Raw genomic sequence first — 23,624 nt, 5'->3', positions numbered from 1 at the left:
GCGCGGCGTCCTCGCAACGTCAGGAGTCGGGCAGCTTTCTCGCAACCGCAGACCAGGCCCGCGTCAGGGAGCGCTCGGCGGGCTCCGGCCTCGCAACCTCGGCGACGAGGCTGACGAAGCGGCGAACCACCGTCACGCCCGTCGGCAGCATCTCGTCCGCTTCGACGAAACTGACGGGCTCCGCCGCCGCGATCCGCGCGGTCGCCGTCGACCCGTCCGCAGTCCTGCGCCGGCCCGGGCTCCAGACGATGAAGTCGACGCCGCGCTCCGGCGACCAGCCATGTCGCCAGGGCCGGGCGGGCGTCCACGCGATCAATGTCGCCTCAAGCTTCAGCATATCTCCCGTCCCCCGACAGAAGACTGGCACGGTTTTCACTCCGTCCCATGTATCCCGCACGCGACAGGAGAATTGAAAAAGCCCCGGACCTTGCGGGCCGGGGCTTTTGTCAGGGTTCGAGCCCAGCGCCCTAGCGGCGCTTCTCGATCTTGATCGGTACGAAGTTCGACGGGTGGCTGATCACACGATCGCCCGCCCCGTTGTTGTTCTTCGTATTCACCAGCATCCCGCCCCAGAGGGCGAATGACATCATGGCGTGCTGGAGGTTGCGGTCTCTGTCGTTCATCCTGGCGTCTCCTTTCGATGGAACGATGAAAAGAGACGCGTCGTGCTTTTCGGGAATCTCACCGTCATAGTCGTTTCGCGTCAGCATCCATGTAACCTTGGCCGCTGAAAATTGCAATGATTTTTACTCCGCTAGCGGACCATATTTCGCACTGATGTCATCGACTGTCGCCCAAAGTCCACAGACGCTGCCGCGCAGCATCGCCACGCCCTGCATCAAGGTGTGCGTCGTCGACGGCGCGTCCAGCCTGTGTCTGGGCTGTTTCCGCACCCTGTCCGAGATCGGCGGCTGGAGCGCCCTGACGGATGAGCAACGCGCGGCCGTGATGGCTGATCTGCCGACGCGGCGATCCCGCGTGGACCCGGCTCTTCTTGGCCCCGCCTGACGCGGTCGCGTTAAGCCGCCGCAAACCATCCCCCTTCACCGCATCCAAACGGGCGCGTGCGATACCGGAGCCGTCGCAAGGGCGACGCTTCAGGACGAGTAAGGCATGCGTTTCGACCTTTCCTCCGCCGGCATCATGGCCGCCGCCGTCGCCTCGGCCCTCACCACCGTCTGGTGGATGGATCAGGCCGGCCTGCGCGGTCAGGCCTATGCGGCGACGCCGGCCCCGGCGACCGCATCCGCCCGCGGTGTTCCCGGTCAGGTGATGAAGGGCCTCGACGGCCACTACTGGGCCGACGCCCTGATCGAGGGCCGCGCGGTCCGCGTCATGGTCGACACCGGCGCCAGTGTGGTCGCCCTGACTCCCAACGACGCCGCGCGTCTGGGTCTCAAGCTCACGTCCGACGATTTCTCCAGCACCCTCGTTACGGCCTCCGGCATCGTCCGCGCCGCCCCGGTCGAGCTTCAGGCGGTCGCCGTCGCCGGCGCCCGTGTCGAACGGGTTCAGGCCCTGGTCGTCGAGCGCGGCCTGCCGCACTCCCTGCTGGGCATGAGCTATCTGGGCCGCCTCTCGGCCTTTACGGCCACTCCCGCCAGTCTGACGTTGCGCCCCTAGAGCGCCTTCACCACGACCGACAAAGCCGTGGCCAGCAGATAGACCGCGAACGCCTTGCGCAGCACCCGCTTGTCCAGCGAATGCGCCAGCCTGGCGCCCCACGGCGCGACGGCGGTGGTCAGAACGGCCATCACGATGGCTCCCGGTACATTGACGTAGCCCAGCGACAGCGGCGGCCGACCCGCCGCATCCCAGCCGAACGCCACGAAACCCAGCGTCGCCGCGGTTCCGATCGCGACGCCGAACCCGGACGCCGTCGCCACCGCCTGATGGATGGGCCGTCCGCACAGGGTCATCATCATCCCGCCGAAACTGCCGCCGCCGATCCCCATCATCGCCGACAGTCCGCCGATCAGGCTGCCCAGCCCGCGCCGCGCCCAGCCCGTCGGCAGGTCGCGTCTGAGGGTGAACCGCTCGGGCATCAGCCCCAGTTGCGCGGCGATCAGCGCCAGGCAGACGCCGTAGACGATGGCCAGCCCTTCCATGGAGGTGACGCCCGCCACGCCGGCCCCGATCAGCGCGCCGAACCCGACCCACGGCGTCCAGGTCTTCAAAACGACCTCGTCCACCGCCCCGTGCGACCGGTGCGCCTTCAACGACCGCCAGCTGGTCGCCACGATGGTCAGCAGCGAGGTCCCGATGGCCGTGTGCAGATTGCTCTCGCCCCCGACGCCCAGCACCTCGAACGCGTAGAACACCGCCGGCACGATCACCGTGCCGCCGCCCACCCCGAACAGGCCGGCGACGATCCCGCCCGCCAGCCCCGCAGCGATCAGGGCGGCGAGCAGAAGCAGCAGATCGGTCAGGGGCAGGGCGGTCATCTGTCCTGTCTAGTCTGACTCGCGCCGGAGGGGAGCGGGCCGGCCTGGCCGCAACCTTCCTCGCCGACTCCCGTTCTTCCCGCGCAGGGACACCCAGGACCCGGAAAGAACCCCCATGACATCGCTCAAGCTTATTGCGGCCTCGGCCGCCGCCCTTACTCTTGTCGCCGGCGCCGCCTCGGCACAGACCCCGTACGGCTCGACGCCCTACGGACAGAGCCAGACCCAGACCGATCCCATCGGCGCCATTCTGGGCGCCCTGTTCGGCGACCGGCTCGGCGTCTCGACCACGCTGGACAGCGAGTGGGGACGTGGACGCCGTCCGCTCAACACCAACCGCGCACAGTTCGAAAGCCGCCTCGACGCAGACGTGCGCTCGGGCGCCATTTCCTCCTCGGCCGCCCGCAGCCTGACGGCCGAGTACAATGAACTGGTCACGATCGAGGCCCGCTACACGGCCGACGGCCGGGTCACCACGACCGAGCGCTCTGATCTGGCTGAACGCTACCGCGCCTTCTCGACCCGCTATCAGGCAGGCGGGCAGGGTGGTTATGACGACGGTTACGACGACTGGCGCCCGCTGGCCGACAGCCGCGTCGAGTTCAACAGCCGCCTCGACGCGGGCGTTCGCAACCGCACCCTGACCCGCAGCCAGGCCAACCGCCTGTCGACCGATTTCAACGCCCTTGTGCAGCTGGAAACCACCTACGAGCGCAACGGTATCGACAGCCGCGAGCGTCAGGATCTGGAAGCGCGCTGGGCCGATCTGAACCGCCGCGTGGGCGACAACTATGACGGCGGGTACACACCGGGCGACAACTACGGCTCCGACCCGCGCGGCGCCCAGATCGAGGCCCGCATCTCTGCCGGCGAGCGCAATGGTTCGATCAGCCGCACCGAGGCCTCGAGCCTGCGGCTGGAGCTTCGGGATCTGACCCGGCGTTGGACCGAACTGGAAGCCCGGGTCTCGGCGGCCAGCCGCTAAACCGGGAACGAGGGCGCCGGTTCGCCGGCGCCCCCTATTCCGTCAGCCAGAACAGGTCCTCGACTTTCGTGCCAAGCGCGCGGGCGAGGCTCAGCGCCAGCAGGGTCGAGGGCACGAAGACACCGTTCTCGACCGTGTTCACGGTCTTGCGCGACACCCCGGCGCGTTCCGCCAGATCGGCCTGGGTCAGTCCGGCGGCGGTCCTCACCTCCTTCAGGCGTGAGGCGAGGCGCGGATCACCCATCCTGACCCGCCTCGCGGTCCAGCCAGGCGAAGCGGACGCCGGCGGTCGCACCGCCCGCCGCGATGGCGGCCATCAGGGCGATCGCGCCAAATTCCGGGCGGATCAGAAACACCGCCAGCGCCGCTGTGGCGCCGGCCATCAGCGCCACGAACGCCGCTGTCATGGCGCGAGACCGGATCACAGTCGTCAGTTCGTCCTCGAGAAAGCGCCGGTTATGCCGGGAAGGGCCGTCCCAGCCCATGGCGATTGCCGCCGGCACCCATGCGTAAAGCACAGGCAGACCGACTGCGAGATAGTCTGTCAGCCCGCCTTTGCCCGCGGCCACCTGGCGCAGAGGCGTCAGCGCCAGCCCCAGAAAGATCACGGCCATCGCCGGGAACAGGAAAAGCTGGCTCGACCGTTGCGCCTGCAGCCTTTCGCGCTTGTCTTGCGGACGTTCTGACATCCACCGCCGGTCGCTCGGCCGGTGCATCCATGCGAAGATTGCCCCCATCACCGCAAAACTGAATCCGAGCCCCGCCGAGATGCTGGCGACCGCCGCTGCATCACCGGTCTTTCCCTGTCCAAAAGCGAATCCGAAGCCCATAGCCAGGACCCCCACGATGGCGAGGGCAATCGACGAATAGAATTTTCGAGCGCGCTTCCGCACGTCGTTCGCCAGTTCCTGCTCGTCCATCTCGCAACCCCAAAAGCGCGTTGTCACCTTGGGGTTACATATCACCTATGGGTTACATCGAGTCAAGCCGCTCAGATCAGCAGCGCGCCCTCGTGCCGCAACAGCCAGCCCTTGCGCTCCAGTCCGCCGCCGAAGCCGGTCAGCGAGCCGTCCGCGCCGACCACGCGATGACAGGCCAGAATCAGCGGGATGGGGTTGCGGTTCAGCGCCACGCCCGCAGCCTGCGCCGCGCCGGGCTCGCCCACGCGTTTCGCCATCTCGCCATAGCTGATGGTCACGCCCGCCGGCACCTCGGCCAGAGCCTCCCACACACGGGGCTGAAAGCCGTTGGAGACGGCGCCGTCCAGCGACCACGGCACGCGCTTCAGCGCCTCGCGGTCCCCGTCGAAATAGGCCGCCAGCTCGCGCGCCACCGTCGCCGGCGTCTCGCCGTCGGACAACGCCGCGTCGGGATACTCCCGTCGCATCGCCTTGATCAGCCCGTCGCCGAACGACACGCCGCGCACCACGCCCGCCTCGTCGCAGGCGAGGGCCAGCGGCCCGATCGGGCTCTCGACCCACGACAGCGTCAGATGGCCGGGCGCGCTCATTCCGGGACCGGCATCAGGGCGTTCACCTCGCCCCAGCCCAGCGCGCCTTCGCCCAGAGGCTCCGACCGCCCGTTCGCCAGGAAGGCCTCTGCCAGCGTCGCCGCCCGGCCCCAGGTCGCGCCGACGATGCCCGATCCGGCGCTCAGCCGCCGCACGCCCAGCCCCTCCAGCGCCCTCGCATCCGGAAGACCGGGGAAGGCCAGCAGGTTCAAGGGCAACGGCGTCGCCGCGACCATCTCCGCGATGTCCGCCAAATCCGTCAGCCCGGGCGTGAACAGCCCGTCAGCCCCCGCCGCCGCATAGATCGCCCCCCGCCGCGCCGCTTCGGCCACCGGCGCATCCGTCGCCAGCCCTCTCAGCCACACGTCGCACCGCGCGTTGATGAACAGGTCCGGCCCGACCGCCGTCCGGATCGCCCCGATCTTGGCCGCCAGCAGCTCCGGCGAGCCGCCGCCGTCCTCGATATTGATCCCCGCCGCCCCGGCCTCGACCAGCCGCTTCGCCTGCGCCGCCACCGCGCCCGGATCGTCGGAATAGCCGCCCTCGAAGTCGATCGACACCGGCAGCCCCTGCGCCGCCCGCACGACATCGCGCGCGACCTGCACCACTCGCTCCACCGGCAGCGCATCCCCGTCCGGCCAGCCCAGCGCCCAGGCCACGCCCGCGCTGGTCGTGGCGATCGCCTTCGCCCCCTTGGCCCGCATCAGCGCCGCCGACCCGCCGTCCCAGGCGTTGGGCAGGATCAGCAGGCCGGAACGGTGCAGGTCGCGGAATGCGGTCATGGCGGGTCTCCTTGTTCGACCGGTAACATGGCCGCCGACAGCCGCCAGCGCTCGCGGTTTCCGGTCCTTCTCATCAAACATGCCGCCACCCTGCTGTCAGCAGGGCGCCCGTGCATCCCCTGTCAGCGCCCCGCGTTGTGGCGAAACCCCCCGCTTGCCCCTAGATTGCTGTTCATGGCCCGTTCCCCCGCCCGCCCCGGCAAGCCCGTCCACGTCCCCGGCCAGTCCGCCGGCGTCTCGGAGGCTGCGGCCCCCTTCATCTTCGACCCGGCGGCGGCGAAGAACCACATGCCCATGTTCGCCCCGGTGACCGGTCCGCGCCTGACGCCCGACGAGCCGCCCGGCAAGCCCGCCGACTGGGTCCCGCACCGCCCCGACCGTCCCGACAGCCGCAAACGCATCCCCTTCCGGCTGGAGACCAAATACACCCCCGCCGGCGACCAGCCCTCCGCCATCGCCGAACTCGTCGCCACCGCCGAAACCGGCGAGCGCGATCAGGTCCTGCTGGGCGTCACCGGCTCGGGCAAGACCTTCACCATGGCCAAGGTCATCGAACAGACCCAGCGCCCGGCCCTGATCCTCGCCCACAACAAGACGCTCGCCGCCCAGCTCTATTCCGAGTTCAAGAGCTTCTTCCCGGACAACGCCGTCGAGTATTTCGTCAGCTACTACGACTACTACCAGCCCGAGGCCTACGTCCCCCGGACCGACACCTACATCGAGAAGGACAGCTCCACTCGGCGACGCGGGCGATCCTGGAGCGGGACGACGTCATCGTTGTCGCCTCGGTCAGCTGCATCTACGGCATCGGCTCGGTCGAGACCTACACCGCCATGACCTTCACCCTGAAGGTCGGGGACCAGATCGACGAGTCCAAGCTCCGCGCCGACCTGATCGCGCTGCAGTACAAGCGCAACGACGCCGCCTTCGACCGCGGCATGTTCCGCAAGCGCGGCGACGTCATCGAGATCTTTCCCGTCCACATGGAAGACCGCGCCTGGCGCATCCAGCTGTTCGGCGACGAGCTGGAATCCATCCAGGAGTTCGACCCCCTGACCGGCAAGAAGACCGCCGACCTGACCGAGATCACCGTCTACGCCGCCAGCCACTACGTCACCCCGCGCCCGTCGCTGAACCAGGCCATCACCGGCATCAAGGCCGAGCTGAAGGAGACGCTCGACTGGATGGTCGAGAACGGCAAACTCCTCGAAGCCCAGCGCCTCGAACAGCGCGTCCGCTTCGATCTGGAGATGATGGAGGCCACCGGCTCCTTCGAATACATCCCCGACAACGCCCTGCTGTTCGTCGACGAGAGCCACGTCACCGTCGGCCAGATCAGCGCCATGTACCGCGGCGACTACCGCCGCAAATCGACCCTGGCCGAATACGGCTTCCGCCTGCCCAGCGCCATCGACAACCGCCCGCTCAAATTCGACGAGTGGGACGCCATGCGCCCCCAGACGACCTTCGTCAGCGCCACCCCCGGCCCGTGGGAGATGGAGAAGACCGGCGGCGTCTTCACCGAACAGGTCATCCGCCCCACCGGCCTGATCGACCCCCCGGTCGAGATCCGCCCGGTCTCCACCCCGACCCGCACCCAGGTCGACGACTGCATCGACGAGGTGAAGGCCGTCGCCCGCGCCGGCTACCGCAGCCTGGTCACCGTCCTGACCAAGAAGATGGCCGAGGACCTGACCGAATACATGCACGAGCAGGGCGTCCGCGTCCGCTACATGCACTCCGACGTCGACACGATGGAGCGGATCGAGATTGCGCGAGGGCCTCGACATCCCCGAGTGCGGCCTGGTCGCCATCCTCGACGCCGACAAGGAGGGCTTCCTGCGCTCCGAGACGTCGCTGATCCAGACCATCGGCCGCGCCGCCCGCAACGTCGACGGCCGCGTCATCCTCTACGCCGACCGCATGACCGGCTCGATGGAGCGCGCCATCGCCGAGACCAACCGCCGCCGCGAGAAGCAGGAGGCGTACAACGCCGAACACGGCATCACCCCGGAATCGGTCAAGCGCGACATCCGCGAGATCATGGCCAGCCCCTATGAGTCCCGCGCCCTCGACAGGCTGACGGCGCCGGGCGTGGCCGAGGCGTCCAAGCCCTTCACCGGCTCCAACTTCCAGGCCGCCCTGAAGGACATCGAAGGCCGCATGCGCAACGCCGCCGCCAACCTCGAGTTCGAGGAGGCCGCCCGCCTGCGCGACGAGATCAAGCGCATGAAGCTGATGGACCTGGAGTACCGCCGAGGGCGAAGAGGTCGACAAGTCCGCGCCGAAACGCTGGCGGGCCGATGCGGCGGCGGAGAAGGCGGAGGCGTTCCGGAAGAGCAGGCTGTAAGGGCGCAAGGCTAAGTCGAAGTGGGCTAACTGAGAGCTAGAACGGGTTGTCTCGGGGATGAGCGCCCGACAACTATCGCTCGTCCTCGAGGTCAGGAGCAGGGCCTGATTCGTTGACAGAATCCGCGTCATGTCCTATATTCGGGACAAATGGATTGGGGTTATCCCGGTCGGCGAGGGCGTCCTGTGAAAGGGGCGCCTTTCTGCTGTCTAGGGAGGGAAAATCTTCAGCCCAAACCCCCTCATGCCTCCACCCCACCGCTGACGTATTCGAGGCCGCACAGCCAGCCAATCCGGACGCCGGGTGTCGTGGTCTAAGACGTAGGCGGCAATGGATGGGCAGGCGAGATCAGCTACCTGAAGGCCCGTAACGTTGTGCTTCTTCTTGGCAAAACAGAACGCCATATTGAACACCTCTCCCCTGAAGTTTTCTCCCGCCGCGATGGCGATTGACCACTCCAACACAAGAGCGTCTTCAGTCCGGCCGCGAGCCTCATAAACGACCTGAATCTGGTCGTTCGCGCCGCACATCATGTGCAGCCGCTCAAGGACAAATTTGACCGAGAGATAATAGGGGTCGTTCGGATCAACATACTGTCCGGCGAGCCGCTGTTTGTGGATCGTTGAGGCGATAATCGTGCATCGGGACTGACCGAAAAAATCACCTATCTCGCGGTGAAAGATGTCTCGCTCGGCGCGATTTGCGCAGAAAGCGAACGGCCCTTGTCGTTTGCGGATATCGTATGCGTGAAGAACAACACCCTCATGCCCCCAACGTCCAATCTTGAGGCGGCTCATGGCTGGGATTTCGTGGTGCAAATACTGTTCGAGCGGATAGACGACCGCCGCAAGAACAAAGACCGGGGCCAGCGGATCAACTGCGACTAGTCCGTGGTCGCCCGATTCATCAATGAAGGCGATGTGGGCCATAAGCCCACCGGAAGCTGAATTTGTTTAGCCCCGCTTAATCGCCCTGCGCCAGCCCTTGGTCCTCGCGCAAATCATCCGCGTTGCGTCCGAAGGGAACGACAGGCTCAAGCTTGGTGAGCATCGCCTCTAGCAGGGCATGGAAGCGTTGCATCTCTTCTGGTTCAGGCATCTAAATCGCCTCCATGGGGCGGGTTTTACTCTTGATCATTGGCTTCGTCGTGGCGCTCGGTGTGGGGGCGTCAGCCAAAGCGCCCAAACAAGGTGGCGGCCAGCAAGACGCCAAACGCGCTATCGCGATAGACTCGGCCCGCTCAAACCCGGCCGTCCCACCACCGATCAACCCACCGGTTCAGGATCAAGGCTGCGATCAGGGTGAGGATGATCGCAAGTCCGACCTTTGCGCCCAGTGGCGTTCGGTCGATGCTGCCCGGTCCTCCGCCAATGCCGCGTGGACGATGGGCGCTATCGGAGCCCTTATAGGCTTCCTCACGCTCTTGGCTGCGATGAGCGCAGCGCGTTGGGCCAAGCGAGCCGCCATTAATGCTGGCCATAGCGCGACCATCGCGAATGACGCCCTGATTGCCGATACCCGCGCTTGGCTAGCTATCAAATGGGTTACCTCACACGTTGTGGGGGATCCGCCTGCTGACGAAGCCGAAACGGTCAGAAGTAGAATCTCTATTGGAGTCCACAACTACGGACGCGGCCCAGCGCTAGACTGCAAAGCCCGTGTGGGTTGGAAGCGACGCGGTGAAATCTGGGAGGCGCTCGACGAGGCTCCCTACTGCCGCTCTGCCAGCTTTGACGCCCTGATGCCGGGTGAGAGCGACGAGACCATCCTCGTTCTGTTGGATGATCCCTTCGACGAAATCTACTTCAACGGCATGATGATGCTCTGGGTCGAACTATCTTATCGCGTTGTGGGAACCGAGGGATTCCGAACCACGATCCAACACCTCAAGGTCGCGGGTGCCAAGACTGGCGGCGGTCACGTGGCTGTAGGCAAAGGCTTCATCGTGCGGGGGCACCGCCTGCTGGCCCTCCCCGAAAAAACCAGCATGACTTAAGGTCAACGCCGCAATCAAAACGACGTACATGTCCTGCCGGGATCCATCCCGGGGAATGCAAGGATCAGCGCTCGACCAGTGCTGTTCGAATAGAAAAGGCGATCCACTCACACGGAGAAGGACTCCCACACTTCCCCCTCTACCCCTCCCGCTCCCAAAACCCGCCCCTCCCGCCCCCGCTACGTCCGTTCCTGACGCATCGCGCCCCCATAATCCGGCCGCACGCACGGAAGGGGGACTGCAACATGCTGCAATCACGGCCGACGCCTGAAACCCGCTACGTCACCGTCAGCCCCGACACCTGGAGCCTGATCCGCGGCGCCTGGCTGTCCGGCCTGTCGGCCCGGACGTCGCCGGCCGCTTCGGCGTCTCCGAGGGGGCGTTGCGCAAGCGGGCCGCGCGCGAGGGCTGGACCAGGCGCGCCTTCGCCGCCATCCACAGCCGCGAAGAACGTAACAAGAACATCCCTCTTCCCCCACCGCGCCCGCGCCCCTAGGAACACCCGGTCGGATGGCCTCCCGTCCAGAGGCCCTCACCCTTGCGCGAACCTCCTCCCCGGCGATGGCTGCACGTCCGCTGCCTGCGCCCGTACTGCGGCCGTGAGGCCCTGATCGATCCGGCGGCGCGGTTCGGCGCCGGGGCCCGCTGGCCCGCCGCCGGGCTGTCGCGGCGGTTCGTCTGCCGGTGCGGCGGGCGGGCGGCGCATGTGAGCTATGGCGACGGGAAGCCGAAGCCCGACAATCCGTGCGGCTGGCTGTGACGCGGCCCCTGATGATCGGTCATGCGGGACCGCCCGCGCCGGCGGCGCTGATCACCATCCAGTCGGCGCGCCGCCACGGCCTGATCCTGCGCGTCAGCTGCCAGCCCTGCGGGCGGCACCGGACGATCGAGGGGGCGACGCTGCCGGCCATGGCGCGCGCGGTGTGCCTGGGCGAGCTGTGGCTGGCGGGGCGGTTCCGTTGCGCGGGGTGCCGCCGGCCGGCGTCGCAGCTGGAGGTGCTGGAGCAGGAACAGAGCGTGCGGGTGAAGCGCGAAATCTGGCGGCTGGGCGATCCGCTGGTCGCCGAGCGGTTGCGGCGGCACTGGCGGCACGATCCGTATGACCGGAGGGACTGGCCGGCGTGGTTCAGGCGGCGGTGACGACTCCCACACCTCCCCCTCCGCCCCTCCCGCTCCCGAATTCCGCCCCTCCCGCCCCCGCTACGTCCGTTCCTGACGCATCGCGCCCCCATAATCCGGCCGCACGCACGGAAGGGGGACTGCAACATGCTGCAATCACAACAGACGCCGGCTGCCCGCTACGTCACTGTCAGCCCCGACACCTGGAGCCTGATCCGCGGCGCCTATCTGTCCGGCCTGTCGGCCCGGACGGTCGCCGGCCGGTTCGGCGTCTCCGAGGGCGCGCTGCGCAAGCGGGCCGCGCGCGAAGGCTGGACCAAGCGCGCCTTCGCCGCCCGCGCCACGCCCTGGCCCGGGGCGCCCGACCGGCCTCGAACGGCGGCCTTCGCCGGATCGGCCCGGGCGCGGCCTGACGGCCCTGCGGCTGGCCCGGGCGGCGTCCGAGATCGCCCGTCTCGACGCCCTGTTCGAATGGGTCGAACTGGACCCCGCCGAGGCGGAAGCGCGCAGCGCGCAGGGTCAGCTGATGGCCCGCCGCTTCCTGCGCGAGCGGGCGCTGGGGCTGGCCCGCGACCTCGCCCTCGGCCGCCCCCTGCCGCCCGAATACGACGAGTTCGCCGCCCCTGCGGAGGCGGAGGAATGAGGGGCGAATGTCTCCGCTTGGGCGGTTTTCGCAATTTCCCGCGGGCCGGGGACATTCGCCCTTCGACGCCCCGCCTGTCCGCGATCCGCAACGCGACGGAAAGGTGCGCGCCCCCCGTTGAACAGGGTGGAGGCAGGCCTGATGACCGACACCAAACCCACCGGACGCCCGCGCGGCTTTGCCGCCATGTCGCTGGAGCAGCGGCGCGCGATCGCCTCCAAGGGCGGGTCCAGCGTGGCCCCCGAACAGCGGACCTTCTCGCGCCAGCAGCCACGGCAGGGCGAAGACGTCAGACAGGCCGGCGTCGCCGACCTGATGCGCGGCATGGTGCGGGAATGCATGCGGGTCGGCCGGCCCTGTGCGTCAACCCGGTCACGGGTTCGACCACCCTCCCCACAAGGGGGAGGGAGAACGAGAATCCGCTATACCTCTCGCATGCCCTCATCCCGCGCCTCCGCCCTGCTGGTCCTGATCGCCTCGGCCAGCGTGCTGGGGTTCGCGCCGATACTGGTGCGGCTGGCGGATGCGGGGCCGGCGGCGGCGGGGTTCTGGCGGTTCGTCTTCGCCCTGCCGTGGCTGCTGGCGCTGGCGATGCGGCCCGGCGGAGAGGGCGTGGGGCGGCCGTCCGGGTGGATGGCGCTGGCGGGCGGGATGCTGATGCTGGATCTGGCCTTCTGGCACTATTCGATCGCCTTCACCTCGGTGGCCAACGCCACCACCCTGACCAATCTGACGCCGGTGGTGGTGACCCTGGTCGGCTGGTGGGTGTTCCGCGACCGGCCGAGGGCGCTGTTCCTCGTGGCGCTGGCGGCGGCGATCGCGGGGGCGCTGGCGATGTCGCTGGGGGCCGACGGCGGGCAGGGGTCGAATCCGCCGGTGGGCGACGCCTTCGCCGCCGTCACCGCCCTCTGGTACGCGGGCTATTTCATCGCCGTGAAGGCGGCGCGCGGGCGGTATTCGGCGGGGCGGGTGATGCTGTGGTCGACCGCCATCGCCGCGCCGGGCCTGCTGCTGGCGGCGCTGGCGCTGGGCGAGCCAGTGCTGCCGGGGTCGCCGAACGGCTGGGCGGCCTGCGCGGGGCTGGGGCTGATGCATGTGGTGGGGCAGGGCGGCGTGGCCTGGTCGCTGGGCCGGCTGCCGGCGGCGCTGACGGCGGTGACGGTGCTGATCCAGCCGGTAGTGGCGGCCTTGCTGGGCTGGCTGATCTTCGCCGAGACCCTGACGCCGGTGCAAGCGGTCGGCGGAGCGGTGGTGCTGGGCGCGATTGTCCTCGCCCAATGGTCGGCCAAAAAGAAAGGCGCGGAAGCCGAAGCCGCCGCGCCCGTCTCATGATGGTGTCAGTCGTGGATCAGAGGATTTTCAGATCGATCGCCGACGTCTTGCCGCGCGCGGTGATGTGGACGAAAACGTCCTGTCCGCCGCCATCAGGCTGGATGAAGCCGAAACCCTTGGTCGGGTTGAACCACTTGACCGTACCGGTCGCCATAATGCGTCTCCGTGAACGCGCTTGCCAGGCAGGCGCCCCGGCGGAGCGCCCGTCAGCCCATCTGGACGAGCTCATTCAGCGAAGGAGCGGGCACGGGTGTGGAGGCCGCGCGAAATCCGGACTGCGGCGACTTTTTCTCGCGCAATTCCGGGGCGGTCAACCTGAAACCCACACGCGCGCTGCGCGAACGTGGTTACCCGGAATCAGGCGCAGAGGCTGCGCGGGGCGCCGTCCAGATGCAGGTGGTTGCGGTGCGCCTCGTTGTAGTCGGGCGTGAGGACGGTGGAGAAGGCGCGGCAGGCGCCGTCGCGGATGCGCTTGAGGAAGCTTTTGCCCTCGCCGCCGGCTGGGCCGGTTCCATCCCAGTCCTTGAGCACCGACACCTTGCGGCCGTCGGCCAGGGTCATGCTGCCGATGTCGAGAGCGTTGGCGCGCGCGTGCTCGCTGGGCCGGGCGTCGTTGGCGGTCAGGCCGTAGATGCGGCGGCAGGAATAGGTGCCGACCTCGTTCACCCGCGCGACCCGGCTGCCGAATGCCGCCTCGGCGGCCGGCTGCAGCACCTGCCGGTCCCAGATGACGTAGCGCACGGCCAGCGGGCACTGCATGACGGGATTGCCGTCCAGCGGGGTGACATCGCCGCCGGTGATCCTGACCGCGCCGCGCACGAGGCAGAAGCCGCCGTCGTCCTTGTCCTCGGCGCGCTCGACGGTGACGCCGGCCTCACGCAGCACCTGGATGCAGGCGTCGGTGACGGCGGCGGTCTGCTCGGCCGCGGCGGTGCGGGGCAGCTCGAAATCAGCCACCTTGGCGCCGGTGGCCTGACCGATCGGATGGTTGAGATCCAGCGGCTTCCACGGCAGGTCCTGGCCCGGGACGAAGGCGTTCAGCAGGGCGAACGCGGCGCACAGGCCGAGCGTCAGCTCCCACAGCAGGTTCCAGAAATCGGCGAAGTCGCGCTTCATGCCCGACCAGCCTTAGCGGTGGTCGGCTCTGCGTCAAAGCGTGACCGCTCAGACGGGGGCGTAGATGGCGGTCAGGGCGTCGGCCATGGCGTGGTTCGCGGCCTGTCCGGGGCCATGGCGGTTGGCGATGGAGACCACGGCGATCCCCTTGGCCGGCAGAACGCGCGTCGTGGCGTGCCACATGGTGTTCGAACCGTCGTGGCTGAGCCGCGGGCCGGGCTGGACGCCCCAGCCGTAGGCATAGGCCGGGGGCGCGCCCTCGGGCGGGGTCGTCAGCCGGGCCATCGTCGAGGGCTGCAGCAGTCCGCCGCTGTCGGTCAGGTAGAGGCGAAGGAATTTGGCGTAGTCGGCGACCGTCATATGCATGCGGCCCGCGGGACCGAACGGCGGCGGGTTGTCGGCGCCGCGCGCGGGATCGACGGCAGCCAGCTGGTCGCCGACCGCCCGGTGACCCCAGGGATTGTCGCCGGTGGGCGCGCCATGCCCGACGGAGGCCATGCCCAGCGGATCGAAGAGTTCGGCCTTGATGGTCTCTTCCCACGACCGCTCGACCAGACGTTCAATGGCCGCGCCGGCGAGGATGTAGCCGCAGTTCGAATAGCCGAAGACGCCCCGCGTTCCGGTCAGGGTCTTGCCCAGCGCCATGGCGGCGAAGTCAACGCGCTGATCGCGGGTCGAACGGGTGTCGGTGTGGCCCGCCATCATGACCTCGCGGGTCAGCAGATCGCGATCCGACAGGCCCGAGCGGTGGCACAGCAGGTCGTCGACGGTGACGGCCTGCAGGGCCGGATCGATCGTGGCGCCCGGGAAGAGCTCGGGCAGGGTCGCGCCCCATTTCGCCCGGCCCTGTTCGACCAGCCGGGCATAGAGGACGGCAGTCATGGACTTGCCGTTCGAACCAAGGTGCCAGAGCTGGTCCGTTGTCGCGGGCTCGGAGCCGCCGGCGCGACGCACGCCGCGGGCGCCGGACCAGATCAGTCCGTCCGCGCCGACGACGGCCGAGACCATGGCGGGCGGGGCGTGGGCGGCGAACTGCGCATCGAGGGCGGCGTCGGCCCGGCCCCCGCGCTCGTCGCGGGCAAGGGCGGGAAACGCTTTGGCGAGGGGCAGGATGGCGAAGCCGCCCAGAAGGGCGCGGCGCGTGGCGATCAGCATCGGCAAGTCTCTCCGGATTTCCACCCGTGATAGCGACCCATGAGGAGGGGCGCACGTGAGAAGGGTGTAACAGTCGCGCCCGTCTGTGTGACGACGCTGAAACGCGAGCGAAACATGGACGTGGGGTTGCTGAGGCGCCGCCGACGGGTCCACGGTGGCAGGATGGGAAAATCAGACGACTACCAGGCCGAACTCGAACGCCTGCAGCTGAAGCTGGTCGAGGCCCAGGCCTGGGCCATCGAGAAGGGTCAGAAGACCCTGATGGTGTTCGAGGGCCGCGACGCCGCGGGCAAGGACGGATCGATCACCCGCCTGACGGAATACATGTCGCCGCGTCAGACGCGCGTCTACGCCCTGCCCAAGCCGAGCGAACGCGAAGCGAGCCAGTGGTATTTCCAGCGCTACGTCCCGCACCTGCCGTCGGCGGGCGAGACCTCCATCTTCAACCGGTCCTGGTACAATCGCGGCGGGGTCGAGCCGGTGATGGGTTTCTGCACCCCGGAGCAGCATGAACAGTTTCTGAAGGACGCGCCGCGGTTCGAGCGGCTGCTGACCGACGCCGGCATCCTGCTGATCAAGCTGTGGTTCGACATCTCGAAGGAAGAGCAGGCCGAACGGCTGGCCGAGCGGGTCAGCGATCCGCTGAAGCGGTTCAAGGTCTCGCCGCTGGACGCCGAGGCGCAGAAGCGCTGGGACGCCTATTCCGCCGCGCGCGACCGCATGCTGGCCGAGACGCATGTGCCGCATGCGCCGTGGACCGTTATCGCGACCGACCACAAGAAGACGGCGCGCCTGAACGTCATCCGGCATGTCCTGCAACGGCTGGGCGCGCCCGGCTGCAAGTCCGAGAAGCCTGACCGGGACGTCGTCTTCGCGGCCGACGACGCCGCCGGGCGTCTGGCCCCCTGATCAGAAACCGAGCTCGGCCCTCAGGGTCTCAGGGCTCAGGCCCGCAGCGCGAAGTTCGCCCAGGGTGACGGACCGGTCGCGCTTGGCGTAGCGACGGCCGTCCTCGCCGACCATCAGGGCGTGGTGCCGGTAAACGGGCGTGGGCCAGCCCATCAGCGTCTGGATCAGCACCTGGATGTGCGTCGCCTCGAACAGGTCGTGACCGCGGATGACGTGGGTCACGCCCTGCAGGGCGTCGTCGTGGGTGACGGCGACATGGTAGGCGGCGCCGGCGTCCTTGCGGGCCAGAACCACGTCGCCCGCCGTCTCCGGCTGCGCCCGGATCAGGCCGCGTTCGCCATCAGGACCCGCGCCTTCCTCGACGAAGGCCAGCGCCTCCCAGGCCCGTTGACCCAGCAGGTCACGCGCGCGGTCCAGCGACAGACGCCATGCGAACGCCCGGCCCTCGATCAGGAAGGCGGCTTCTTCCTCCGCGGGATGCGGGCCCGGACGAGCGGCCTCGACGGGCCCATGCGGCGCATCTGTGATGGCGTCGAGGATCTCCTTGCGGGTGCGGAAGCAGCGGTACAGCAGGCCGCGCCGGTCCAGCACGTCGACGACCCCCGCATAGTCGGTCAGATGCTCCGACTGCCGTCGCACCGGCCGCTCCCAGTCCAGACCCAGCCAGGCCAGGTCCTCGAGAATGGCGGCTTCGAACTCCGGCCGGCATCGCGTCGGGTCGATGTCCTCGATCCGCAGCAGGAACCGTCCGCCCGCCGCCCGCGCCGCCATCCAGGCCGTCAGGGCCGAGAAGGCGTGGCCCCTGTGCAGGCGGCCTGTCGGCGACGGGGCGAAGCGGGTGGTGAACATCAGAGTCTTTTCAGCGCCCCGGCGCGTTCCGCCTCGGCGACGGCCTGTCTCAGCGCGTCTTCGGGCACGAAATCGAACTGGCCGATCATGTCTTCCAGAACGACTGACGGCTGGCCCATCGCCCAGTCGATCGCCACCGCCGCGGGCCCGTTGACCGGCGGGCACGCCAGTCCGGTTCGCTGAAGGCGCGTCATCGTCACGCGTTCGGGCAAGGCATAGGCTTGGCCCCGGGCCGTCAGGCGGGTCTGGGCCATGGCGATCTCGTTACGGAAGGCGCCGGAGCCGGCCAAGGCCGCCAGCTTGCTTCCCAGCGCCGCCAGCTGCGCCTGAAGCGGACGGCCTCCGTCCTCGGCGGCAGGGCGCAGCCAGGCGCGGAACTGTGGGTCCTGCATAGCCGCCGATTCCAGCAGCCGGAAGAGGATGCGCCCATACAGCGGCGTGACGGAGAAGGTCACATGCAGCGACGCGCCCTCGGCCGTCAGGGCGTCGTGATACCAGCCGCGGGGCAGGTAGAGGACGTCGCCCGGCCGCATGCGCACTTCCTGCATCAGTTCGCCGCGCGTCCGGGCGAAATAGCGATGGGCCTCGGCGCGGTCGGGAGGGAGGTCGACCGGCGACTCCGCTCGGTTGCTGTACAGACGCCACGTCTTCTCGCCCTCGACCTGGACCGCGAAAACATGGTGCAGGTCGTAGTGGGTCTCGAACGCGTGCACGCCCCCGAACGAGCAGTAGACGTTGGCGCCGGCCAGTCCGGCGAAGGTGGCGGACAGGGTCTCCGACAGGGTCCGCAGTTCGGGCGTCAGGTCCTGAACGTCGCCGCAGATGATGCTGGCGCCCATGGCCAGCAGCGGCTGCACCCGGGCCGGAGACGGCCGCAGGGAACGGCCCGACTGGGTCGTCACCTCGACGCAGTATTGTTCGGGCGGGATCGGCTCGCCATTGTAGACGAGCTTGAGATTGTGGGCGCTCCAGATCGAGGTCTGGTCCAGCAGGGCGTTGAAGCGGGCCCAGTCCAGCAAGCCGCGTTTCGGCGCGCCGTCGCCCGCGGGAATATGCAGCGGTTTCCGGTCGTCATAGCCGGAATGGAATTCCGCCGGGGTGATCGGATGCAGAAGTTCGTCCAGACTGATCATGGCGGACAGGAGTAGTTCGCGCCCCCGCCCCTGTCGATGAGGTCCGAATGCCCACGCCGCCGTCCGCCGAACAGATCGCCGCAGCCCGTGCGGCGCTGATCGGGCTCGACCCGGCGCTGGACCGCGCCCACGCTCAGACCCCGGTCTTCGACTGGCGCTGGCGCACGGGCGGTTTCGAAGGCCTGTTCCACATGATCGTGGACCAGCAGGTCTCGGTCGCCTCGGCCGCCGCGATCTGGGCCCGTGTCGAGGCGGGGCTGGGTGGAGAGGTGACGCCGGAACGGGTGCTGGCCACGCCGATCGAGACCCTGCGCAGCTTCGGGCTGTCGATCCAGAAGGCGACCTATGGCCACGAGATCGCCCGGGCCCAGGTCGAAGGGCGCATCGATTTCGACCATCTGGAGCGGCTGTCGGACGAGGAGGCGATCGCGCGCCTGGTGGCCATCAAGGGCGTCGGCAAATGGACAGCCGAGACCTTTCTGATGTTCTGCGAGGGCCGGCAGGACGTCTTCCCGGCGGGCGATATCGCCCTGCAAGAGGCGATCCGGTGGGCCGACAGTTCACCGACGCGCCCGCGCGAGAAGGAAACCTATGCCCGATCCGCGATGTGGAAGCCGCATCGCAGCGTTGCGGCGCATCTGCTTTGGGGATGGTATGGGGCGGTCAAGCGCGGCGAGGTCGTGCTGGAGGAAGGCCCCGGCTCGTGACCCCCATCGTCGACCCCGCCATCGCCAATCCCGAGACCGTGCTGGGCGCGCTGGATTTCGCGGGCGTGGCGGTGTTCGCGGCTACTGGCGCGCTGGCGGCGGCGCGGCAGCGGCATGATCTCGTCACCTTCGCCTTCTTCGGCGCGATCACCGGCGTCGGCGGGGGTACGCTGCGCGACCTGCTTATCGGCGTACCGGTATTCTGGGTGCAGGACTGGCGCTATATCGCCGTCTGCCTGTTCGCCTCGGTCGTGGTGTGGATGCTGGGCGCGCGGAGGTGGCGGTTCCGGGCCCTGCTGTGGCTCGACGCCCTGGGTCTGGCGGCCTACGGCGTGATGGGCGCCGCCAAGGCCGAGGCCTTTGGCGTCGCCCCCCTGATCTGCGTCGTCATGGGCGCCCTGACGGCCTGTTTCGGCGGTGTGGTGCGCGATCTGCTGGCGGGCGAGCCGTCGATCCTGCTGAGACGCGAGATCACCGTCTCGGCCGCCCTGCTGGCCTCGACCATCTTCGTCGCCGCCCGGCTGTTCGGGATGGACGTCTGGCCGGCGGCCCTGATCGCCGCGCCCTGCGGCTTTGCTCTGCGCGCCGGGGCCCTGGTCTGGGGCTGGAGTCTGCCGGCCTTTCCGGGGACCTCGTCGCGCGGCTGAGCGTTGCGAAACCGTCGTCCAGCGGTCATCGCCAAGCCGTCGAATCAAGACTAGGCTTTCCCCACAGACAAGGAAGGAGACCGGTCTTCAGTCCGCTCGCGTCCATGTTCCTCTGCTCAAGGGCGAGGGCCTGATGCAGGTCCTGAGCCGCCCTCCGTCCGGCTGGCCCGCGCTGGTGCTGAACGCCGACTTCCGCCCGCTGTCCTATTATCCGCTGTCGATCTGGCCGTGGGAGGAAGTGGTCAAGGCGGTGTACCAGGACCGCGTCGACGTGGTCTCCACCTACGACAAGGTGGTGCGCAGCCCGTCGATGGAGATCGTCCTGCCCAGCGTGATCGCGCTGAAGAACTATGTCGACCAGGACCGGCAGCCCGCCTTCACACGCTTCAACGTCTTCCTGCGCGACGGCTTCACCTGCCAGTACTGCCACGCGACAGAACAGCTGACGTTCGATCACGTGGTGCCCCGGTCGCGCGGCGGGCGGACCACCTGGGAAAACATCGTCGCCGCCTGTTCGCCCTGCAACCTGCGCAAGGGCGGACGCACGCCGCAGCAGGCGGGCATGCCCCTGCGCCGGGCGCCGCACAGGCCGAATGCGTGGCAGCTGCAGGAATTCGGGCGGCGCTTCCCGCCCCACTATCTGCACCAGAGCTGGCTCGACTATCTGTACTGGGACATCGAGCTGGAGCCCTGACGCGCGAAAGCCCGCGCCGATGGCGCGGGCCTCGCTCTGCTTCAGCCGTTGTCTAGCGACGGCGGCGGTTGAACTGGCTCTCGGTCCAGCCGGTCACCAGCACATTGCCCTGGGCCGAGACGCTGCCGGCCGGGACCGTGCGGGTCGCGCCGTCGGCGGAGCGAACCACAAAGGCGGTCGCGCGGCCGGCGGTGTTGCGGGTCACGTCCACCACAGAGCCCAGCATGGCGCCGTCCGAACTGTGGACCATGGCGCCGGTCTGGATTGCGGCGTCGACCGCGGCGCCGTCACGGCTGGCGCGGGCGTCGGCGCGGACGTTGGCGTTGGTGTTCACACTGGCGTCGGGACGGATGTCGCGTACGGTTTCGCGGGTGTCGCGGACAGTGTCACGCGTGGTGCGGACGCCGTCGCGGGCGATGGAGCCGACGCCCTGGGTGATAGCGCCGGTTTGCGGAACGCCGACGCCGACGGAGCCGCCGACCTGTCCGCCGAGGCCGCCAGCGATCTGGGCGGAAGCGCCGCCGGCGATCAGCAGGGCGGCGGCGGCTACGGTCACGGATACGAGCGTTTTCATGTTACGGGTCCTCGGAATTTTGTGCAGCCCCCTGCCCGTGGAGAACGTTCGGGCGTTCTGGGGGTTCCTGATAGAGGGGGCTCCCGGCCTCCCGGTTCCCGTCCCGACAACACTTCAGAGTCCCCATGAAAATCCGTGTCCGCGCCGATCTGGTCTACCGTTTCGACCCGCCGACGGACGCCATCTACAAGATTCAGGTCGCCCACTGGCCGGGCCAGACGGTGCTTGAGGAACGTCTGACGACGACGCCGCAGATCGACTTCATCGAGGACCAGGACGAGGAGTTCGGGGCCCGCACCCTGCGCGCCCACCTCTCGGGCGAGGTGGCGCTGACCTATACGGCGCTGGTGGACAACGGGGTGCTGAAGGGCCTGCCGCCGGTGACGGTGCAGCATGACTGGAACGACCTGCCGGCCGAGGTCCTGACCTATCTGAACCCGAGCCGGTACTGCCCTTCGGACCAGTTCGGGCGGTTCGCGGAGCGCACTTTCGGGGGCACCGTCGGCGGCGACCGGGTGCTGAAGATCCTCGAATGGATCCGGGCCGAGATCGACTATGAGCCCGGCTCTTCCGACAGCGAGACGACCGCGGCGCGGACGTTCATCGACCGGGCGGGGGTGTGCCGCGATTTCACCCATATGGGCATCACCCTGTGCCGGGCGTCGGGCATTCCGGCGCGGGCGGTCAGCGCCTTTGCGCACCAGCTGAACCCGCCCGACTTCCACGCCATCTTCGAGGTCTGGCTGTCGAACGGCTGGTGGCTGGTCGATCCGACGGGGCTGGCGCCGGTCGAGGGGCTGGTGCGGATCGCCTGCGGGCGGGATGCGGCCGACATCGCCTTCCTGACCACCCAGGGATCGTGCCAGCTGGTGCGGCAGTCGGTGACGGCCGAAGCGGTTTAGGTCGTCGGCGACCCCGCGGCCTGCCAGGCCTCGAGGAAGTCGAGGCGGCGCAGGACCTTGTTGTCCGGGTCGATCAGGACGTGGGCGGTCGGCGGCGCGGCGATGCGGCCTCGGCCGTTGGTCATGGCCAGGGTCTGGCGGCGGCCGTCGATCTCGATCTCGACCGGCATGGGGAAGACGCCTCCGTCGCCCGTGATCCATTCCAGCACCAGATCGCCGCCGTCGCGGGTCTGTTTCAGGTCCGGCAGGGCGGCGTTGTAGAGGTAGCCGCGGAAGAACCAGGTGAGGTCGCGGCCCGTCTCCTCGTTGACGATGGTCAGCAGCTCGTCGGTCGATCCGTAGCGGGGCTGGAACCGGCCCGGGCGCGGCTCGGCCGTGCCGTAGACCATGCGGGTGACGGAGCGGAAGAAGGCCTCGTCTCCGATCAGCATCCGCAGCGAATGGGCGATCAGCGAGCCCTTGTTGTAGATGTCGAGGCCGGGGCCGGCCTCGCCCTTGTAGACCTCGTCCTCGGACTTGTCCGCGCCCGAGACGACCGGGAATTTGTTGATCAGGGCGCGGCGCTGTTCCTGCAGATAGACCTGCATGAACCGCTCGCCGTTCAGCCAGCGGGCGAACAGCGGCTGCATATAGGTGCCGAAACCCTCGTGCAGCCACATTTCGTCGGCGTTGCGGTTGGTCAGCTGGTTGCCGAACCACTCGTGGCTGAGCTCGTGGTGCAGCAGCCAGTCGAAACCGCGGCCGTCGAGCTTGTACTCGTTGCCGTAGGCGTTGATCGTCTGGTGCTCCATGCCCAGGTGCGGCGTCTCGACCACGCCCATCTTCTCGTCGCCGAAGGGATAGGGGCCGACGGTCGCCTCGTAGAAATCCATCATCGGCGCGAACTGGGCGAACAGGGCCTCGACCTTGGCCGGATCGTCCGACCGCAGATGCCAGTAGGACATGGGCACGGTGTTGCCGAAACGGCTGCGGTACTCCGCCTTCCGTTCGATATACGGCCCGACGTTCAGGGCGATGGCGTAGGTGTTGGGGTTGGCGGCGGACCAGTTCCAGGTCGTCCAGCCGTCGCCATGATCGACGGCGCCGAGGAATCGGCCGTTCGAGGGGGCGGACAAGTTCGAGGGTACAGTAATGTGCAGATCCACCCGCTTCGGCTCGGCCAGGGGACTGTCGACGCAGGGCCAGAACAGGTCGCAGCCCTCGGGCTGGACGGCGGTGGCGATCCAGGGCGTTCCGTCGGCGGTGTTGGCCCAGACGAAGCCGCCGTCCCACGGGGCTTCCGGCGCCACGCGCGGTTGCCCGGCGTAGGCGATGCGCACCGACACCTTCTCTCCGGCGGCCAAGGGGCGGGGCAGGGGGATGGTCATCCGGCCTTCGGGATTGGTCCAGCCGGCGACCTCGCGTCCGTCGACCTGCACGGAAGAAACGGTAAGCAGGGTGTCCAGCTCGACCACGACGGCAGCCAGCGGGGCGGTGGCGGTGAAATCGAGCACGGCGACGGCGTCTATGGCCTTGTCATCGGGGATGACCTTGATCGACAGGTCCGCCTTGTCGAACTGCATGGCCAGCTGTTCGGGCGTACGGGGCTGATCGGTGCCGAGGGTGAAGGCGGTCGATTCGCGGGTCGGCGTGACGACGGCGACAGGCTCGATCGAGGGCGGGGTTACGGTCGTCGGCGTCGTGGCGCAGGCCGCGAGAGCAAGCAGGGAAACGCCGGTCAGCGCGGCGCGGCAGGCGGTGGCGAACACGAACAACTCCCCGACAAGGACGGCGCCAA

At 68.5% G+C, this 23,624-nt stretch carries 27 protein-coding genes and 2 pseudogenes; 13 read left to right on the top strand and 16 right to left on the bottom strand.

All coding sequences use genetic code 11. The features are described from left to right. Positions 1 to 19 precede the first annotated feature (19 nt). Entirely contained in the window at positions 20 to 337 is a 318-nt protein-coding gene (locus tag ASD25_RS18985) for a hypothetical protein (protein WP_056619591.1), read from the bottom strand. Positions 338 to 467: 130 nt separating this feature from the next. Continuing rightward, positions 468 to 623 (bottom strand): hypothetical protein, encoded by a 156-nt coding sequence (locus ASD25_RS31330; RefSeq protein WP_200943669.1) that lies wholly within the window; start codon positions 621 to 623, stop codon positions 468 to 470. Positions 624 to 777: 154 nt separating this feature from the next. On the opposite strand from ASD25_RS31330, the gene ASD25_RS18975 reads away from it, so the two are divergent. Next, a complete protein-coding gene (locus ASD25_RS18975; protein ID WP_056619575.1) occupies positions 778 to 1,008 on the top strand; it encodes a DUF1289 domain-containing protein in 231 nt (76 codons plus the stop codon). Between the two features lie 105 nt (positions 1,009 to 1,113). Further along, positions 1,114 to 1,623 (top strand): TIGR02281 family clan AA aspartic protease, encoded by a 510-nt coding sequence (locus tag ASD25_RS18970; RefSeq protein WP_056619572.1) that lies wholly within the window; start codon positions 1,114 to 1,116, stop codon positions 1,621 to 1,623. Here the strand turns inward: ASD25_RS18970 and ASD25_RS18965 are convergent. Next, entirely contained in the window at positions 1,620 to 2,444 is an 825-nt protein-coding gene (locus ASD25_RS18965; RefSeq protein ID WP_056619569.1) for a sulfite exporter TauE/SafE family protein, read from the bottom strand. The genes ASD25_RS18970 and ASD25_RS18965 overlap by 4 nt on opposite strands. A 115-nt stretch (positions 2,445 to 2,559) precedes the next feature. On the opposite strand from ASD25_RS18965, the gene ASD25_RS18960 reads away from it, so the two are divergent. Beyond that, the gene (locus ASD25_RS18960; protein WP_056619566.1) at positions 2,560 to 3,429 is read left to right on the top strand and encodes a hypothetical protein; all 870 of its coding nucleotides are present in this window, start codon (positions 2,560 to 2,562) and stop codon (positions 3,427 to 3,429) included. A 34-nt stretch (positions 3,430 to 3,463) separates the two neighbouring features. On the opposite strand, the gene ASD25_RS18955 is transcribed toward ASD25_RS18960, so the two are convergent. The 4 genes from ASD25_RS18955 to ASD25_RS18940 all read right to left on the bottom strand — a co-directional run bounded on the left by ASD25_RS18955 (position 3,464) and on the right by ASD25_RS18940 (position 5,721). Further along, entirely contained in the window at positions 3,464 to 3,673 is a 210-nt protein-coding gene (locus ASD25_RS18955) for a helix-turn-helix transcriptional regulator (RefSeq protein WP_056619563.1), read from the bottom strand. Continuing rightward, positions 3,666 to 4,349 carry a hypothetical protein gene (locus ASD25_RS18950; RefSeq protein ID WP_056619560.1) on the bottom strand — a complete coding sequence of 228 codons (684 nt, stop codon included), beginning with the start codon at positions 4,347 to 4,349 and terminating at the stop codon, positions 3,666 to 3,668. Before ASD25_RS18950 ends, ASD25_RS18955 begins: the two co-directional genes overlap by 8 nt. 71 nt (positions 4,350 to 4,420) lie before the next feature. Beyond that, the gene (locus tag ASD25_RS18945) at positions 4,421 to 4,939 is read right to left on the bottom strand and encodes a methylated-DNA--[protein]-cysteine S-methyltransferase (RefSeq protein ID WP_056619557.1); all 519 of its coding nucleotides are present in this window, start codon (positions 4,937 to 4,939) and stop codon (positions 4,421 to 4,423) included. Further along, positions 4,936 to 5,721, bottom strand: coding sequence for an isocitrate lyase/phosphoenolpyruvate mutase family protein (locus tag ASD25_RS18940; RefSeq protein WP_056619555.1), 786 nt, complete (start codon positions 5,719 to 5,721; stop codon positions 4,936 to 4,938). Before ASD25_RS18940 ends, ASD25_RS18945 begins: the two co-directional genes overlap by 4 nt. Positions 5,722 to 5,895: 174 nt before the next feature. Here ASD25_RS18940 and ASD25_RS18935 point away from each other — a divergent pair. Next, positions 5,896 to 8,071, top strand: a pseudogene (locus ASD25_RS18935) (excinuclease ABC subunit UvrB). A 209-nt stretch (positions 8,072 to 8,280) separates the two neighbouring features. Here ASD25_RS18935 and ASD25_RS18930 read toward each other — a convergent pair. Together ASD25_RS18930 and ASD25_RS32855 are read right to left on the bottom strand one after the other, a co-directional pair. Beyond that, complete coding sequence (locus ASD25_RS18930) at positions 8,281 to 9,000, bottom strand: DUF3800 domain-containing protein (RefSeq protein WP_056619551.1); 720 nt, start codon at positions 8,998 to 9,000, stop codon at positions 8,281 to 8,283. A gap of 34 nt (positions 9,001 to 9,034) precedes the next feature. Next, a complete protein-coding gene (locus ASD25_RS32855) occupies positions 9,035 to 9,169 on the bottom strand; it encodes a hypothetical protein (RefSeq protein ID WP_255356177.1) in 135 nt (44 codons plus the stop codon). A gap of 31 nt (positions 9,170 to 9,200) precedes the next feature. On the opposite strand from ASD25_RS32855, the gene ASD25_RS30610 reads away from it, so the two are divergent. The 4 genes from ASD25_RS30610 to ASD25_RS18905 all read left to right on the top strand — a co-directional run bounded on the left by ASD25_RS30610 (position 9,201) and on the right by ASD25_RS18905 (position 13,161). Continuing rightward, entirely contained in the window at positions 9,201 to 10,067 is an 867-nt protein-coding gene (locus ASD25_RS30610; protein WP_156389379.1) for a hypothetical protein, read from the top strand. Between the two features lie 538 nt (positions 10,068 to 10,605). Then, on the top strand, positions 10,606 to 10,827 hold the full coding sequence (locus ASD25_RS18915) for a hypothetical protein (RefSeq protein ID WP_056619544.1): 222 nt from the start codon (positions 10,606 to 10,608) through the stop codon (positions 10,825 to 10,827). Further along, positions 10,824 to 11,207 carry a hypothetical protein gene (locus ASD25_RS18910; protein ID WP_156389378.1) on the top strand — a complete coding sequence of 128 codons (384 nt, stop codon included), beginning with the start codon at positions 10,824 to 10,826 and terminating at the stop codon, positions 11,205 to 11,207. Before ASD25_RS18915 ends, ASD25_RS18910 begins: the two co-directional genes overlap by 4 nt. Positions 11,208 to 11,970: 763 nt before the next feature. After that, positions 11,971 to 13,161 carry a DMT family transporter gene (locus ASD25_RS18905; RefSeq protein WP_235562790.1) on the top strand — a complete coding sequence of 397 codons (1,191 nt, stop codon included), beginning with the start codon at positions 11,971 to 11,973 and terminating at the stop codon, positions 13,159 to 13,161. Positions 13,162 to 13,216: 55 nt separating this feature from the next. Here the strand turns inward: ASD25_RS18905 and ASD25_RS18900 are convergent. The 3 genes and pseudogenes from ASD25_RS18900 to ASD25_RS18890 form a co-directional block, all read right to left on the bottom strand. After that, positions 13,217 to 13,315 (bottom strand): annotated as a pseudogene (locus ASD25_RS18900) (cold-shock protein); the annotation flags it as partial. 203 nt (positions 13,316 to 13,518) lie between these two features. After that, the gene (locus ASD25_RS18895) at positions 13,519 to 14,277 is read right to left on the bottom strand and encodes an extensin family protein (protein WP_056619537.1); all 759 of its coding nucleotides are present in this window, start codon (positions 14,275 to 14,277) and stop codon (positions 13,519 to 13,521) included. 48 nt (positions 14,278 to 14,325) lie between these two features. Further along, the gene (locus ASD25_RS18890; RefSeq protein WP_056619534.1) at positions 14,326 to 15,432 is read right to left on the bottom strand and encodes a serine hydrolase; all 1,107 of its coding nucleotides are present in this window, start codon (positions 15,430 to 15,432) and stop codon (positions 14,326 to 14,328) included. A gap of 162 nt (positions 15,433 to 15,594) precedes the next feature. Between ASD25_RS18890 and ppk2 the strand changes: the two genes are divergently transcribed. Further along, a complete protein-coding gene (gene ppk2 / locus ASD25_RS18885; RefSeq protein ID WP_056619532.1) occupies positions 15,595 to 16,341 on the top strand; it encodes a polyphosphate kinase 2 in 747 nt (248 codons plus the stop codon). Here the strand turns inward: ppk2 and gluQRS are convergent, their stop codons facing one another. Then, complete coding sequence (gluQRS, locus tag ASD25_RS18880) at positions 16,342 to 17,193, bottom strand: tRNA glutamyl-Q(34) synthetase GluQRS (RefSeq protein WP_056620080.1); 852 nt, start codon at positions 17,191 to 17,193, stop codon at positions 16,342 to 16,344. Then, complete coding sequence (locus tag ASD25_RS18875; protein ID WP_056619530.1) at positions 17,190 to 18,323, bottom strand: JmjC domain-containing protein; 1,134 nt, start codon at positions 18,321 to 18,323, stop codon at positions 17,190 to 17,192. The genes gluQRS and ASD25_RS18875 overlap by 4 nt, the downstream gene beginning before the upstream one ends. Before the next feature lie 47 nt (positions 18,324 to 18,370). Between ASD25_RS18875 and ASD25_RS18870 the strand changes: the two genes are divergently transcribed. The 3 genes from ASD25_RS18870 to ASD25_RS18860 all read left to right on the top strand — a co-directional run bounded on the left by ASD25_RS18870 (position 18,371) and on the right by ASD25_RS18860 (position 20,371). Further along, positions 18,371 to 19,030, top strand: coding sequence for a DNA-3-methyladenine glycosylase (locus ASD25_RS18870; RefSeq protein ID WP_056619527.1), 660 nt, complete (start codon positions 18,371 to 18,373; stop codon positions 19,028 to 19,030). Further along, on the top strand, positions 19,027 to 19,677 hold the full coding sequence (locus tag ASD25_RS18865; protein ID WP_235562789.1) for a trimeric intracellular cation channel family protein: 651 nt from the start codon (positions 19,027 to 19,029) through the stop codon (positions 19,675 to 19,677). Before ASD25_RS18870 ends, ASD25_RS18865 begins: the two co-directional genes overlap by 4 nt. A gap of 133 nt (positions 19,678 to 19,810) precedes the next feature. Continuing rightward, positions 19,811 to 20,371 carry an HNH endonuclease gene (locus tag ASD25_RS18860; RefSeq protein WP_056619522.1) on the top strand — a complete coding sequence of 187 codons (561 nt, stop codon included), beginning with the start codon at positions 19,811 to 19,813 and terminating at the stop codon, positions 20,369 to 20,371. Between the two features lie 52 nt (positions 20,372 to 20,423). Here ASD25_RS18860 and ASD25_RS18855 read toward each other — a convergent pair whose 3' ends face one another. After that, the gene (locus ASD25_RS18855) at positions 20,424 to 20,945 is read right to left on the bottom strand and encodes a hypothetical protein (RefSeq protein ID WP_056619518.1); all 522 of its coding nucleotides are present in this window, start codon (positions 20,943 to 20,945) and stop codon (positions 20,424 to 20,426) included. Positions 20,946 to 21,070: 125 nt separating this feature from the next. Between ASD25_RS18855 and ASD25_RS18850 the strand changes: the two genes are divergently transcribed. After that, positions 21,071 to 21,847: a transglutaminase family protein gene (locus ASD25_RS18850; RefSeq protein WP_056619515.1), complete on the top strand. Its 777-nt coding sequence runs from the start codon at positions 21,071 to 21,073 to the stop codon at positions 21,845 to 21,847. On the opposite strand, the gene ASD25_RS18845 is transcribed toward ASD25_RS18850, so the two are convergent. Continuing rightward, on the bottom strand, positions 21,844 to 23,595 hold the full coding sequence (locus ASD25_RS18845) for a M1 family metallopeptidase (protein WP_235562788.1): 1,752 nt from the start codon (positions 23,593 to 23,595) through the stop codon (positions 21,844 to 21,846). The genes ASD25_RS18850 and ASD25_RS18845 overlap by 4 nt on opposite strands. Positions 23,596 to 23,624: the final 29 nt, after the last annotated feature.

The sequence above is a fragment of the Brevundimonas sp. Root1423 genome (assembly GCF_001426805.1).
This window is presented reverse-complemented; position numbering and strand designations above follow the sequence as displayed.

Coding starts and splice junctions, on each gene's coding strand:
- ASD25_RS18985 (WP_056619591.1), bottom strand. CDS start 337: ATGCTGAAGCTTGAGGCGACATTGATCGCGTGGACGCCCGCCCGGCCC.
- ASD25_RS31330 (WP_200943669.1), bottom strand. CDS start 623: ATGAACGACAGAGACCGCAACCTCCAGCACGCCATGATGTCATTCGCC.
- ASD25_RS18975 (WP_056619575.1), top strand. CDS start 778: ATGTCATCGACTGTCGCCCAAAGTCCACAGACGCTGCCGCGCAGCATC.
- ASD25_RS18970 (WP_056619572.1), top strand. CDS start 1,114: ATGCGTTTCGACCTTTCCTCCGCCGGCATCATGGCCGCCGCCGTCGCC.
- ASD25_RS18965 (WP_056619569.1), bottom strand. CDS start 2,444: ATGACCGCCCTGCCCCTGACCGATCTGCTGCTTCTGCTCGCCGCCCTG.
- ASD25_RS18960 (WP_056619566.1), top strand. CDS start 2,560: ATGACATCGCTCAAGCTTATTGCGGCCTCGGCCGCCGCCCTTACTCTT.
- ASD25_RS18955 (WP_056619563.1), bottom strand. CDS start 3,673: ATGGGTGATCCGCGCCTCGCCTCACGCCTGAAGGAGGTGAGGACCGCC.
- ASD25_RS18950 (WP_056619560.1), bottom strand. CDS start 4,349: ATGGACGAGCAGGAACTGGCGAACGACGTGCGGAAGCGCGCTCGAAAA.
- ASD25_RS18945 (WP_056619557.1), bottom strand. CDS start 4,939: ATGAGCGCGCCCGGCCATCTGACGCTGTCGTGGGTCGAGAGCCCGATC.
- ASD25_RS18940 (WP_056619555.1), bottom strand. CDS start 5,721: ATGACCGCATTCCGCGACCTGCACCGTTCCGGCCTGCTGATCCTGCCC.
- ASD25_RS18930 (WP_056619551.1), bottom strand. CDS start 9,000: ATGGCCCACATCGCCTTCATTGATGAATCGGGCGACCACGGACTAGTC.
- ASD25_RS32855 (WP_255356177.1), bottom strand. CDS start 9,169: ATGCCTGAACCAGAAGAGATGCAACGCTTCCATGCCCTGCTAGAGGCG.
- ASD25_RS18905 (WP_235562790.1), top strand. CDS start 11,971: ATGACCGACACCAAACCCACCGGACGCCCGCGCGGCTTTGCCGCCATG.
- ASD25_RS18895 (WP_056619537.1), bottom strand. CDS start 14,277: ATGAAGCGCGACTTCGCCGATTTCTGGAACCTGCTGTGGGAGCTGACG.
- ASD25_RS18890 (WP_056619534.1), bottom strand. CDS start 15,432: ATGCTGATCGCCACGCGCCGCGCCCTTCTGGGCGGCTTCGCCATCCTG.
- ppk2 (WP_056619532.1), top strand. CDS start 15,595: ATGGGAAAATCAGACGACTACCAGGCCGAACTCGAACGCCTGCAGCTG.
- ASD25_RS18875 (WP_056619530.1), bottom strand. CDS start 18,323: ATGATCAGTCTGGACGAACTTCTGCATCCGATCACCCCGGCGGAATTC.
- ASD25_RS18870 (WP_056619527.1), top strand. CDS start 18,371: ATGCCCACGCCGCCGTCCGCCGAACAGATCGCCGCAGCCCGTGCGGCG.
- ASD25_RS18860 (WP_056619522.1), top strand. CDS start 19,811: ATGCAGGTCCTGAGCCGCCCTCCGTCCGGCTGGCCCGCGCTGGTGCTG.
- ASD25_RS18855 (WP_056619518.1), bottom strand. CDS start 20,945: ATGAAAACGCTCGTATCCGTGACCGTAGCCGCCGCCGCCCTGCTGATC.
- ASD25_RS18850 (WP_056619515.1), top strand. CDS start 21,071: ATGAAAATCCGTGTCCGCGCCGATCTGGTCTACCGTTTCGACCCGCCG.